This window comes from Shinella sp. WSD5-1 (genome assembly GCF_963942435.1).
Classification (GTDB): Bacteria; Pseudomonadota; Alphaproteobacteria; order Rhizobiales; family Rhizobiaceae; genus Shinella; species Shinella yambaruensis.
Window position 1 is genome coordinate 1,702,569 of the sequence record NZ_OZ012596.1, and the last position, 12,737, is coordinate 1,715,305.

Genomic DNA, 12,737 nt, shown 5'->3' on the forward strand with positions numbered 1-12,737 from the left:
CTCCTTCAGTCCGCGGCGGCGAAATGTGCCATCTGGTCGGCATGGGCCTTGGCGAAGGCCGGGCGGGCGGTGGCTCGGGTCATGTAGCGGCGGCAGGCCGGGTGATCCGCCAGCCCGTCGAACCGGTCGACGAGGCGCAGCACGTCCGCCATGGCGATGTCTGCCACGGAGAAGGGCCCGGCCAGCCATTCCCGCTGCGAAAGGACCGGCTCCATGCGCTGCAGCCGCAGCTTCAGGAAGTCGTCGAGCGGCTTGCGCGACGGCGTGTCGGCGGGAACGTTCGCGAACATCAGGAGGGCCCAGGGCAGGCTCGCCATCTCGACGGAGTTGAGCGCCGCGAACAGCCATGCGATGGTGTCGCTCCGTCCTCGCGGGTCGGCGGGCATCAGGGCCGCGCTCCGTTCGCCGAGATGGAGCAGGATCGCGCCGGTCTCGAAGATCGAGATGTCGCCGTCGACAAGCCACGGCACCTGGCCGAAGGGTTGGTGCGCGAGGTGTCCGGCCTTGCGGTCGCCGAAAGGCACGCTCTCGACGCGGTAGGGCAATCCGGCCTCCTCCAGCGCCCAGCGCACGCGCAGGTCGCGCACCAGGCCGCGTGGCGTCTTGGGCACCCAGTCGAAGGTCGTGACGACGAAGTCCGCCATGGTCCATCTCCCATTCCTGTTTCAGGACAAGGACGGGCGCGCCGCTTTCGTTCCGACAGCGTCGGCGGATTTTTTCCGGCAGCGCTTGGGAAGGATTCCCTCAGCTCGCCGCGCGGTCGGGAAGGGCCTGCCGCGACAGCGAGCGCGTGATGTCCCCCGCCGGGACCAGATGCTCCAGCGGGCCGATCGCGGAGATGGTCGGCACCGTGTCGAAGAACAGGCGGCCGGCAAGGTCCGTCAGGCGCTCGATGGTGATGCCCGCAAGGCGCTCCATCAGCTCCTCGTTGGGGATCGGACGGCCGTAGAGCATCATCTGGCGGGCGATCTGGCCGGCGCGGGCGGCCGGGCTTTCCTGGCCCATCAGGAGCTGGGCGCGGATCTGCGCGCGGGCGCGCTCGATTTCCTGCTGCTCGATCGTTTCGGAGGATTTCTTCAATTCGTCGAAGATGACGGGCATCAGCTCGGGCAGGTTCTCGCCGCCGGTCGCGGCGTGGATGCCGAAGATGCCGGTGTCCGAAAAGCCCCAGTGGAAGGCGTAGATCGAATAACACAGGCCCCGGTGCTCGCGCACCTCCTGGAAGAGGCGGGAGGACATGCCGCCGCCGAGGATGTTGGCGAGGATCTGCGAACAGTAGAAGTCGCGGGCGTGATAGGCCTTGCCCTCGAAGCCGAGCAGCACCTGCGCGTCCATCAGGTCACGCGTCTCCCGGATGTCGCCGCCGGTATAGCGGGCCGGCTCGAAGACCGGCGAGACCTTCGGGGCGGTCGGCAGGCTGGAGAAGCGATCCTCGACCTGGCGCACGAATTCCTGATGGTCGACGGCGCCGGCGGCCACGACGAACATGCGGTCCGTCGTATAGTTGCGGTCGAGATAGGAGCGGATCTCGCCGGGCGAGAAGGACAGCACCGATTCCGGCGTGCCGAGGATGGCGCGGCCGATGATCTGGTCGCGATAGGCGACCTCGGAGAACTTGTCGAAGACCACGTCGTCGGGCGTGTCGTTCGCCGCGCCGATCTCCTGCAGGATGACGTGCTGCTCGCGGCGAAGCTCGTCCTCGTCGAAGACGGATTGCGTCAGGATGTCGGCGAGGATGTCGACCGCGAGCGGGACGTGGTCCTTCAGCACACGGGCATAGTAGGAGGTGGTTTCCGTCGAGGTGGCGGCGTTGACCTCGCCGCCGACATTCTCGATCTCCTCGGCGATCTGGCGGGCGGAGCGGCGCTCGGTGCCCTTGAAGGCCATGTGTTCCAGAAGGTGGGCGATGCCGTGCTCGTCCGTGGTTTCGTTGCGTGACCCCGACTTGATCCATACGCCGAGAGCCACGCTCTCGAGATGGGGCATGTTTTCCGTCACCACGGTCAACCCGGACGCAAGCCGGGTGCACTCAACTTTCATCATGCGCACTTTCTGCGTTCCACATTTGCGCGTCTCCTTCAAAACCCGCAAATGCTCTCCCTGTGTCCACACAATCCCGAACGCAAACCGCTCCCGGAACCGCTCAGCCCCGGATTCGCGAGTGGTCGCCGATGAAGGCTTCCACGACGTCGAGTTCCGCACTCAGCACGTCGAACCGCTCCTCCCGCTGCATGAGGTCAGCAAGCCACGTCGGAAGCGCCGGGTCAATACCGCATGCCGATTTTACTGCGGCGGGGAATTTCGCCGGATGGGCGGTGGCGAGCGTCACCATCGGCGCACCGGGCTTCTCGTGCTTGGCGGCGACGAAGACGCCGATCGCCGAATGCGGGTCGAGCAGGTAGCCGGTGTCGGCGAGCGTGTCCTTGATGGTCTTGGCGACCTGTTTTTCCGAGGCTCGGCCGGCGCGGAACTTCTTGCGGATCACCTTCAGCGCGCTGTCCTCGATCTCGAAGGCGTTTGACTGCTTCAGGCTTTCCATCGCGCGGCGCACGGCGCCGGCATCGCGGCCATAGGCCTCGAACAGCAGGCGCTCGAAGTTCGAGGAGATCTGGATGTCCATCGAGGGCGAGGTGGTGGCCTTGACGTCCTTCATCTCGTAGCGGCCGGTCTTCAGCGTGCGGGCGAGGATGTCGTTCTCGTTGGTGGCGATGACGAGCTTGTCGATCGGCAGGCCCATGCGCTTGGCGGCATAGCCGGCGAAGATGTCGCCGAAATTGCCGGTCGGCACGGTGAAGGAGATCTTGCGGTCCGGCCCGCCGAGCGCCACGGCACTGGTGAAGTAATAGACGATCTGGGCCATGATGCGCGCCCAGTTGATCGAGTTCACGCCCGAAAGCTTCATCCGGTCGCGGAACTTCGTGTCGTTGAACATCGCCTTCACGAGGTTCTGGCAGTCGTCGAAATTGCCCTTGACGGCGAGGGCGTGGACGTTCTTTTCCTTGGAGGTCGTCATCTGGCGCTGCTGCACCGGCGAGACCTTGCCTTCCGGAAAGAGGATGAAGATGTCGGTGCGCTCGCGGCCGGCAAAGGCGTCGATCGCCGCCCCGCCGGTATCGCCCGAGGTGGCGCCGACGATGGTGGCGCGCTCGCCGCGGGTCGCCAGCGCATGGTCCATCAGCCGGGCGAGCAGCTGCATCGCCACGTCCTTGAAGGCGAGCGTCGTGCCGTGGAAGAGCTCCAGGACGAAGGAATTCGGCCCGGTCTGCACCAGCGGCGCGATCGCCGGATGGCGGAAGGTCGCATAGGCCTCGTCGATCATCGCGCGGAACTTGTCCGCCGGGATGTCGCCCTCGACGAAGGGCGAGAGCACCGTGAAGGCGATCTCCTCGTAGGACTTGCCGCGCAGCGCCCGGATCTCCTTCTTGGAGAAGGTCGGCCATTCACGCGGCACATAGAGGCCGCCGTCGCGGGCAAGGCCCGCCAGAAGCGCATCGGAGAAGCCGAGGGAAGGGGCCTCGCCCCGCGTCGAAACATAGTCCACGTTCATACGTCCTTGGGAAGGTTGATGATTTCGAGCGACGAAAATCGCAGGAACCGGCTGTCGCTTCGTACCAATGCTCTGTCGCCCCGTCCAGCGAAAGGCCACGGGCCGCCTTGCGGCGGATCGCGGCAATGCCGTTGCGTTTTGCCCGTTCCGGCGCGAAACGGGCCCTGGTGAAATTCTGCGGGCGGGTTCAATCGACAATCGATTTTTAGCCACGTCGCTGCTATAGACCATCGCCTGGGGTCGTGAAAAGGCCCGCAAAAAGAGTTCCGAAAGGCTTGCGCGCCGGGGGCGGGGCCTGATCGCAGGGGTTATAGTATCGTGTTTGGAATGAATATCCGCCGCTTTCTCGGCATATCCCTTCTCGCCGTCGTCGCCGGCTGCAGCCAGACCGACAAGCCGGCCGATCTCGGCGTGACGAGCGACCCGTCCGGGGTGGAGACCGCCGCCCAGCAGCAGACGGGCACCGCCGTCGTGCAGGGCTCGTGCCCGCAGGTCTACCTGCGCGACGGCACGGCCGTGCTGCGCCGCTATGCCAAGGGCGCCAAGGACGATCCGCAGAAGCTGCTCTACCAGGTGACGCTGGCCGACACGACACGCCAATGCGTCCTGAACGAGAGCCAGCTCGTCATGACCGTGGTGGTGCAGGGCCGCGTGGTGACGGGACCGGCCAGCACCGGCGGAACGGTCAACGTGCCGATCCGCGTCGCCGCCACGGACGGCAAGACGACGCTCTATTCCGATCTCGTCCAGTATTCCGTGAACACGGAGGCCGGCCAGTTCATCTTCACCAAGGGCGACGTGGCCCTGCCGGGCGGCTCCGGCGGCTTCACGAGGGTCTATGTCGGCTTCGACGAAGGGCCGTACAACACGAAATAAGCGAATAGCGAATGGGGAGTAGCGAATAGGGTAGGTTGACACGCCTTGCCCCCAAGCGCTTCTTCGCTATTCGCTATTCGCTATTCGCTATTCGCTCAGACCGCCCCCTGCCATTCCGCCAGCGCCGAGATAACCCCCGGCAGCTCGCTCATGCGCGAGATCACGGTCTCCGCGCCGGCTTCCGTCAGCCGGTCGGCGTGGGAGGGGTAGGTGTGCGAGGCGCCGGTGAAGCCGACGACGCGCATGCCGGCGGCGCGGGCGCCGGCGATGCCGTGCACGGAATCCTCGATGACCAGCGTGTTGGCCGGGTTCGCGCTGAACTGCCCGGCGCCATATAGGAAGATATCCGGCTTCGGCTTGACGCGATCGGGGCCGAGGTCCTTGGCCGAATAGACATAGGGACCGAAGACCTCCCGCAGGCCGACCTTCGAGAGCATCATGTCGAGGCGGTGCGCGGCGGAGTTCGAGCAGATGCAATAGGGCTTGCGGATGCGCGAGAGCATCGGCTTGACGCCCTCGATGACCCGCACCTCCTGGGCAAGGCGGGCATCGAGCAGCTTCTCCGACTTGTCGAGCAGCGAGGCGGAAAGCGGGATGGCGGCCTCGCGCTCGATGGTCAGCAGGATGTTGTGCCAGGTCATGCCGGCAAAGCGCTCGCCCATCTCCTCGACGCCGATCGGATAGCCTGCCTCGGTGAGAAGCCGGGATTCCACCTCGGCCGCGATGATTTCCGAATCGACCAGGACCCCGTCGCAGTCGAAGATGATGAGATCGAAACCGTCCATGACAAACCGTCTTTCAATGGCGCAATTGCCCGCATGGGGCGGGACGCGGCGGGCGTCGGGAATTGCGATGGGATAAGGGGCGGGATCGCCCGTGAAGCCGCGGTCTCCCTACACGAAAGGGCGCGCCGCGACAATTGCCGATTCCGGACGTGAGCTATGCGGCGGCTTGTGGGGCAGGGTGGTGTAAGGGCCCCTCATCCCGCTGCCGCGACCTTCTCCCCGCAAGCGGGGCGAAGGCGTAAGCCGCTTCGCCTTCCCGCCAATCGGCTGTCTTTGTTTGAGGAAGCCGGCGCCCCAGCCCCCTTCTCCCCGCTTGCGGGAAGAAGGTCGCGGCAGCGGGGTAAGGGGCAGCGGTCACTCCGGAAAGAGCGCCAGGAACCGCCGCTCGCCCTCGGCGGTGAAGCGGATGGCGCGGCTGTCCTTCTCGCGCTTCGCCCAGCCGTCGGCGATGAACCGGGCGAGCAGCGCCTCGCCAAGCGAGCCGGCGAGGTGCGAGCGCCGCTCGCTCCAGTCGAGGCAGGTGCGGCAGACGGGGCGGCGCTGGGTCTTCAGCGCGGCAAGGTCGATGCCGATGGCGGCGATGCGCGTCTCGCCGGAAGGCGTCAGCGATGCCTCCCCGCCGTCGAGTGCCACGTCGCCGTCGGCCACCAGCCGGTCGAGCATGCGCACGCCGAAATCGCCGGCAAGGTGGTTGTAGCAGACGCGCGCCTTGCGCAGCGCCGGATCCTTCGGGCCGGGACGGCTGCGCATCAGCCCGCGGTTCGCCGCAAAGCCCATGATGTTCTCGAGCAGCAGCCCCACCTCGTCGTTGGCGAGCGCGAAATAACGGTGCCGGCCCTGCTTGCGCTGGGCGATAAGCCCGCCGGCCTCCAGCCGGGAAAGATGGGCGCTGGCGGTCTGCAGCGTGACGCCCGCCGCGCCCGCAAGCTCGCTCGCCGTCAGCGCCTGCCCGCCCATCAGCGCGGTCAGCATGTTGGCGCGGGCGGGATCGCCGATCAGCGCGCCGATCTGGGAAATGTCGGGACCTTCTTTCATACTTCGATGGTAGCCGAAGCATTCGCGTTCGGCAATGTGGGAAAAGGGGACATCGCAAGCACGGCAATTCCGGCAAGGGATTGCGCCAGGACGAGGAGACGACGATGATCACCTGCTTCATCCGCTACCGGATCGACCCGTTCCGCAAGGACGCCTTCGCCGCCTATGCCCGCAACTGGGGCGAGGCGATCCCGCGCTGCGGCGCCGATCTCGTCGGCTATTTCGCCCCGCACGAGGGCTCCGCCACCACTGCCTATGGCGTCTACAACATCGAGAGCCTTGCCGCCTACGAGGCCTATCGCGCCCGCCTCGCCGCCGACCCGCTCGGCCGGGAGAACTATGACTTCGCCCGCAGCGAGCGCTTCATCCTCAAGGAGGACCGGCTGTTCCTGAAGAACGTCTCGCTGCCGCATGCGCCGAAGGTGACGCCATGATTGCCGTCATCTTCGAGGTGGTCCCGGCGCCCGGCCGCATCGACCTCTATCTCGACACCGCCCGGGACCTGCGCCCGCTGCTCGACGATATCGACGGCTTCATCTCGATCGAGCGCTTCCGCAGCCTCACCGATCCGACGCGGCTCCTGTCGCTCTCCTTCTGGCGCGACGAGGCGGCGGTGAAGGCATGGCGGACCAGCGAACGGCGCCGCGCCGCCCAGGCCCTCGGCCGCGCCGGCATCCTCGACAGCTACCGGCTGCGCATCGCCGGCGTCGTCCGGGACTACGGCCTCAACGACCGCAACGAGGCGCCGGACGACAGCCGGGCCTTTCATGCGGCGTAGGGGAATTTGCGGGGAAGCCCCTTCTGGCCTGCCGGCCATCTTCCCCCTCAAGGGCTGGGCGATCGCACATGGAGGAAACCGCTGCCCCATCCCCTTCTCCCCCGCGGGGAGAAGGTGCCGGCAGGCGGATGAGGGGGATGCCGGAGGCGCAAAGGCTCTATCCAAGCCACCCCCTCATCCGACCCTTCGGGCCACCTTCTCCCCGGGGGGAGAAGGCGACAAGCGGCGATGCCGCATTCCATATCACCCTGCCCGCAGGGAGGGAATGGCCGGCAGCCAGAGGAGGCACATGCAACCTCACCCGTTCATAGGCATCGCCCGGCCAACAGGGCGAAAGGGGCATGGCACCGGCGGCGATCAGGGCCGGCTTCGCCCCGCTTCCAGCCTACTGCACCGTCACTTCCGAGCGCTCGCCGGCCTTCACCGTCGCCTTGGCCTCCTTCGGCGCGACGTCGCCCTCGTATTTCACGTTGACGACATAGTCCCCCGGCGGCAGCGTGTCCTGCCATTCGGCGCCGTAATTGTAGGACATGGATTTGCGGTTGCCCTGGATGTCCTTCGTGGCGTTGAGGATCTCGATGAAGCTCGCCCCGGGCGCGGTGATCGCCAGGACACCGGCATTGATGTTGACGGTGACTTCCTTCATCTCCCCCGCCTTGATGGTGAAGGGGATCTCGCCCGTCGCCGAGCCGAGTTTGGCCGTCAGCACATGTTCGCCCGGCGGCACGTCCAGCTTCGTGCCGGTGCCGTAATTGTAGGCGATGCTCTTGCGGGTGCCGTCGATGTTCTTGCTGGCGGCGACCACCTCGAAGAAGACGTTGCCGGAATCGACCGCCGCCCCGCCCTCCGCATAGACCGCCTTGTTGAGCACGACGCCCGAACCGATGACGAGGTCGCGCTCGATCGTCTCGCCCGCCTTGACGGCGACCGTCTCCGCGACGATGGACGGGCCGATCTTGCCGGTCAGCTTCAGTTCGCCGGCCGAGGCGTAGAACCTGGCCGTGCCGTAGTAGGTGGTGGAATAGCCGCCGAAGGCGATCTCGACGCCCGCATTGGCATCGTCCTCGGCACCCTCGGGCGTGCGCTTGGGATGGATCGTCACATGGCCGGCATCGAAGTTGACGAAGGGTTTGGCGACGGCGCCATCCTGCACCTCGAAGGGCACCTCCCGCCTGATCGCGCTTTGCAGCGTCGCGACGGCGACATATCTGCCCGGCGGGTAGTTGCCGGAGAACTTGCCCTTGTACTGGCTTTCCAGGGTGTCGCCGGCCGGCTTGCCGCCTGCATCCGCCTTGAAGACCTGCCAGAACACATTGTCGTTGTCGCCGAGCGAGGGGCCGCCCTCGGCAAGGACGCTGTCGAACTCGGTGTTGAACGCGAGGGCGGGCTCCGGCTCGGGTTCCGCTTCCGCCACGGCCTCGGCCGGCTTCGACATCGGCGCTTCCGCCACCGTCTCCGTCAGCGCGGCGACGAGCTGGGAAGCATCGGAGGCCTGGAAATACTTGCCGCCGGTGTTTTCGGCAAGGCAGGCGACCTGCCGGCCTTCCTCCTCCGTCAGGCCGAAGCCGACGACATGGGTGGTGAAGTCGACGCCCTTGCTTTCGAGCGCCGAGGCGAGCGCGCAGGGATCGGCCTCGCAGGTCTCGAGCCCGTCCGTCACCAGCACGACGGTCGCCTTGTCCTCGGTATATTTGAGGATGTCGGCCGCCTGCTCGACGGATTGCGTCAGCGGCGTCTTGCCCTTGGGGCTGAGCCCCGAAACGAAGGAGGTGATCGCCTCCCCGGTGCCCGCGCCCGGCGCGACGGCCAGCTCGATGTCGCTGCACGAGCCCTTTTCGCGGTGGCCGTAGACCATCAGGCCGAGTTCGGTGCCTGCGGGCACGGATTTCAGCACCGTGCCCAGCGTCTCGCGGGCGATCTCGATCTTGCTGCGCCCGCCGATCTGGCCCCACATGGAGCCGGACGCGTCGAGCACGATCATCGTCTTGTCGGCGGCAATCGTCTCGGTGGCGGCAAGAAGCCCCGCCAGAAGCATGAAGGCGGCTCTCAAACGCACGTCTTTCCTCCTCGTTTCCCCGCAAACGCCGGCCGACCACGCCGGCAAGGCTCAGCGATGCTGTTCCATGACGGGCGAGGCGGGGCGTCTATTCGCGATCACTGAAAGGAGGATCGCAAATCCCGTCGTGAAACGGTTTCGGCTTTTTCTCCAAGCCCTTCAGCCTTTGGTAACCATCTTCGGTAACCATAAGCGCCAGTTCAGTTCCGAGTCAGCGTATCAGCGAGTATCCCATGCCATCTGTTCTTTCGCTTGCAGACGTCTCCCGTTCGCCCCGCAAGAGCGGCTGGCTCGACACGATCATCCGGGGGGACTGCGTTGCCGCGCTCGAGGCGCTGCCGGACCAGTCCGTCGACGTCATCTTCGCCGATCCGCCCTACAATCTCCAGCTCGGCGGCGCGCTGCATCGTCCGGACCAGAGCCTTGTCGATGCCTGCGACGACGAGTGGGACCAGTTCGCCTCCTTCGAGGCCTATGACGCCTTCACCCGTGCCTGGCTGCTCGCCTGCCGCCGCGTGCTGAAGCCGTCGGGGACCATCTGGGTCATCGGCTCCTACCACAACATCTTCCGCGTCGGCGCGACCCTGCAGGATCTCAATTTCTGGATCCTCAACGACATCGTCTGGCGCAAGACGAACCCGATGCCGAACTTCAAGGGCCGCCGCTTCCAGAACGCGCACGAGACGATGATCTGGGCGACGCGCGACCCCAAGGCCAAGGGCTACACCTTCAACTACGACGCCATGAAGGCCGCCAATGACGACGTGCAGATGCGCTCGGACTGGCTGTTCCCGATCTGCAGCGGCGGCGAGCGCCTGAAGGGCGAGGACGGCAAGAAGGTGCATCCGACGCAGAAGCCCGAAGCGCTGCTTGCCCGCATCCTGATGGCCTCCTCCAGGCCCGGCGACGTGGTGCTCGACCCGTTCTTTGGCTCCGGCACGACCGGCGCGGTGGCCAAGCGCCTCGGCCGCCATTTCGTCGGCATCGAGCGCGAGCAGGCCTATATCGATGCCGCACGCGCGCGCATCGAGGCGGTCGAACCGCTCGGCAGCGGAACCCTGTCCGTCATGAGCGGCAAGAAGGCCGAGCCACGCGTCGCCTTCAACACGCTGATCGAAAGCGGGCTGATCGCCCCCGGCACGGTGCTGACCGATGCCCGCCGCCGCCACAGCGCCATCGTGCGCGCCGACGGCACGCTCGCCTCGGGCAACGACGCCGGCTCCATCCACCGCGTCGGCGCCAGGGTGCAGGGGCTCGATGCCTGCAACGGCTGGACCTTCTGGCACTATGCCGATGGCGCCGAGCTGAAGCCGATCGACGCGCTGCGCGCCGTGGTGCGCGCCGGCATGGCCGGCCTCGAATAAAGCATTTCCAGGAAAAAAGCGGCCTCCGGTCTTCCGTTCGGAAAATGCGAAAATGGAAGACCGGCAAGCGCCATTACCCGTTTCTCCAGCTGCGGCCTCCGGTGTTCCCTGCACCGGGGGCTGTGGCTTTCGATGGGGAGGGTTTGCCGGCACCGCCTGTCCCGAATTTCCATCCATGCGATTCAGGTGATGTTAACCATCAACGGCTTAGTGTGACCTCGAAAGTACATCAGGCCAAGCAACGGAAATCGTTGCGGAAAGCCGGGGCCGATCAACCGGCCCGGCAGGCAGGATATCGCCTTTCCGGTTTTCGTACCTTCAGTCCCGGAAATGCGAAAACGCCCGGAGCCGCAAGGCTCCGGGCGTTTCGGTTTTCAGGCCCGTTCAGAGCGCGATGCCGTGCGCGGCAAGGTCGGCCTTCAGCTTTTCCGGATCGGTGAACTGCACCGCGTTCCAGCCGGCGAGCCGCGCCCCCTCGACATTGGCCGGAGCGTCGTCGATGAACAGCGTATGGGCCGGCGAGAGGCCGAAATCGCGCGTGTGCTTCTCGTAGATCGCACGGTCCGGCTTGATGAGGCCGATCTCGCCCGAAACCGTCACGCCGCGCGGCATGTCGAGGAAGGGGTAAAGTTTTCGCGCTTCCTTGAAGGTATCGGCGGCGAAGTTGGTCAGCATGGTCACGTCGCGGCCGTCGGCGATCAGCGCCTCCATGATCGCGACGCTTTCCACATAAGCATGGGAGACCATCTCGTGCCAGTGCTTGCGGAAGGCGCGGATATGCTCGGCGCGGTCGGGATGCACGTCGATCAGCAGCGCCTCGGCGTCCTCCCAGGCGCGGCCGCGGTCCTGTTCGAGGTTCCAGTCGTGCGTGCAGACATTGGTGAAGAACCAGTTGCGCTCGGCATCGTCGGGAATGAGGCGGGCATAGGGAATGTGCGGATCGTAATGGATCAGCACCCTGCCGATGTCGAAGACGATGTGTCGGATGTCGATGCTGTTCATGCTTTCCTCGCTTGTGTCAGGCAGTAGGAATTAGGAATTAGGCAGTAGGGAAAAGCAGAGCAGGCGGACGCCGGCCCGGTCGCTTGTCTTCTCGACTGCCGCTCCTTTTCCCTACTGCCTACTGCCTAATTCCTATCGCCTCGAAAACGCATCCGGTATGGCCTGCCTTATCGCCTTCTTCATGACGGTCGGCAGCGCCTCGCCGTCGAGCGTCTCCTTCGCCTGCCACCATCCCTCGCCGGCCTGCACATGGCGCGGCACCATGGAGCGGTAGATGGAGAGGCGCAACTCGAAATGCGTGAACACATGGGTGACGGTGCCGCAGGCCTGCCAGTCGGCAGCAAAGGGCGCGGCGGCAGGGCCGGTCTCGCCGTCGATGCGGGCCGTCCAGCCGCTGCCGGGCACCTCGGTCATGCCGCCAAGAAGGCCGGTTTCCCCGCGCTTGCGCAGGAAGATCGCGCCCGTCTCGTCCTCGGCGACGAAGGCGGCGCCGAGCCGCACGGGCTTTTCCTTCTTCGCGGCCTTGCGCGGATAGAGCTCCGGGTCCTCGCGCCCGAGCACGCGACAGGCGGCATTGAGCGGACAGAGCGCGCAGGCCGGCCGGCGCGGCGTGCAGATCGTCGCGCCGAGGTCCATCATCGCTTGGGCGAAATCGCCCGGCCGGTCCGCCGGCGTCATGGCGGCCACCAGCGCCCGCATCTCGGGCTTTGCCGCAGGCAGGGGCGTTTCGATGGCGTGGAGGCGGGAGATGACGCGCTCGACATTGCCGTCCAGCACCGCAGTCCTGCGGTTGAAGGCGATGGCGGCGATTGCCGCGGCGGTATAGTCGCCGATGCCGGGCAGGGCCTTCAGCCCGTCCTCGCTGTCGGGAAACACCCCGCCATGCTCGAAGGCGACGGCTTCGGCGCATTTCTTGAGGTTGCGCGCGCGGGCGTAGTAACCGAGGCCCGCCCAGGACTTCATCACGTCCTCCGTCTCGGCCTTCGCAAGGTCGGTGACCGTCGGCCAGCGGCTGGTGAAGAGGGCGAAATAGGCCTTGACCGCCTGCACCGTCGTCTGCTGCAGCATCACTTCGGAGAGCCAGATGCGGTAGGGATCGGGCCTTTCGCCGCGGGCCGCCATCGGCGGGCTCACCCGCCAGGGCAGGTCGCGGTGGTGCCGGTCGTACCAGGCAAGAACGAGATCGGCGGGTGCCGCGATGCGGGGCGCTTGGGTCATGACGTGCCTGAAACGGGGTCGATGCGACCCATGATGCGAACACAGCTCCGGACGCAAAACGCTCGCACACTTTTGC

General features: G+C 66.2%; 12 protein-coding genes. 4 read left to right on the forward strand and 8 right to left on the reverse strand.

From position 1 onward, the window contains the following. Positions 1-5: 5 nt before the first annotated feature. From AABQ55_RS08200 to thrC, 3 genes are all read right to left on the reverse strand, one after another. Positions 6-644, reverse strand: coding sequence for a glutathione S-transferase family protein (locus AABQ55_RS08200; RefSeq protein ID WP_272804670.1), 639 nt, complete (start codon positions 642-644; stop codon positions 6-8). A 100-nt stretch (positions 645-744) separates the two neighbouring features. Next, positions 745-2,043 (reverse strand): M16 family metallopeptidase, encoded by a 1,299-nt coding sequence (locus tag AABQ55_RS08205; RefSeq protein WP_244767781.1) that lies wholly within the window; start codon positions 2,041-2,043, stop codon positions 745-747. A gap of 100 nt (positions 2,044-2,143) precedes the next feature. Further along, entirely contained in the window at positions 2,144-3,547 is a 1,404-nt protein-coding gene (thrC, locus tag AABQ55_RS08210) for a threonine synthase (RefSeq protein WP_244767780.1), read from the reverse strand. Between the two features lie 318 nt (positions 3,548-3,865). Here thrC and AABQ55_RS08215 point away from each other — a divergent pair, with 318 nt between their 5' ends. Continuing rightward, positions 3,866-4,423, forward strand: a complete 558-nt coding sequence (locus AABQ55_RS08215) for a hypothetical protein (protein WP_398432116.1) — start codon at positions 3,866-3,868, stop codon at positions 4,421-4,423. A 95-nt stretch (positions 4,424-4,518) separates the two neighbouring features. Here the strand turns inward: AABQ55_RS08215 and AABQ55_RS08220 are convergent, their stop codons facing one another. After that, positions 4,519-5,208, reverse strand: coding sequence for an HAD family hydrolase (locus AABQ55_RS08220; protein WP_272804671.1), 690 nt, complete (start codon positions 5,206-5,208; stop codon positions 4,519-4,521). A gap of 354 nt (positions 5,209-5,562) precedes the next feature. After that, complete coding sequence (locus tag AABQ55_RS08225) at positions 5,563-6,243, reverse strand: ArsR/SmtB family transcription factor (RefSeq protein ID WP_272804672.1); 681 nt, start codon at positions 6,241-6,243, stop codon at positions 5,563-5,565. Positions 6,244-6,347: 104 nt separating this feature from the next. Between AABQ55_RS08225 and AABQ55_RS08230 the strand changes: the two genes are divergently transcribed. Both AABQ55_RS08230 and AABQ55_RS08235 read left to right on the forward strand, forming a co-directional pair. Then, on the forward strand, positions 6,348-6,677 hold the full coding sequence (locus tag AABQ55_RS08230; protein WP_272804673.1) for an NIPSNAP family protein: 330 nt from the start codon (positions 6,348-6,350) through the stop codon (positions 6,675-6,677). Then, positions 6,674-7,021, forward strand: a complete 348-nt coding sequence (locus AABQ55_RS08235; protein WP_272804674.1) for an antibiotic biosynthesis monooxygenase family protein — start codon at positions 6,674-6,676, stop codon at positions 7,019-7,021. Before AABQ55_RS08230 ends, AABQ55_RS08235 begins: the two co-directional genes overlap by 4 nt. Before the next feature lie 385 nt (positions 7,022-7,406). Here AABQ55_RS08235 and AABQ55_RS08240 read toward each other — a convergent pair whose 3' ends face one another. Beyond that, positions 7,407-9,077 (reverse strand): vWA domain-containing protein, encoded by a 1,671-nt coding sequence (locus AABQ55_RS08240; RefSeq protein ID WP_272804675.1) that lies wholly within the window; start codon positions 9,075-9,077, stop codon positions 7,407-7,409. Positions 9,078-9,310: 233 nt separating this feature from the next. Here AABQ55_RS08240 and AABQ55_RS08245 point away from each other — a divergent pair, with 233 nt between their 5' ends. Further along, a complete protein-coding gene (locus AABQ55_RS08245; protein ID WP_244767774.1) occupies positions 9,311-10,441 on the forward strand; it encodes a site-specific DNA-methyltransferase in 1,131 nt (376 codons plus the stop codon). A 384-nt stretch (positions 10,442-10,825) separates the two neighbouring features. On the opposite strand, the gene AABQ55_RS08250 is transcribed toward AABQ55_RS08245, so the two are convergent. Together AABQ55_RS08250 and mutY are read right to left on the reverse strand one after the other, a co-directional pair. Further along, complete coding sequence (locus AABQ55_RS08250; RefSeq protein ID WP_244767773.1) at positions 10,826-11,443, reverse strand: HAD family hydrolase; 618 nt, start codon at positions 11,441-11,443, stop codon at positions 10,826-10,828. A 132-nt stretch (positions 11,444-11,575) separates the two neighbouring features. Continuing rightward, positions 11,576-12,661: an A/G-specific adenine glycosylase gene (gene mutY, locus AABQ55_RS08255; RefSeq protein ID WP_272804676.1), complete on the reverse strand. Its 1,086-nt coding sequence runs from the start codon at positions 12,659-12,661 to the stop codon at positions 11,576-11,578. Between the last annotated feature and the right edge of the window lie 76 nt (positions 12,662-12,737).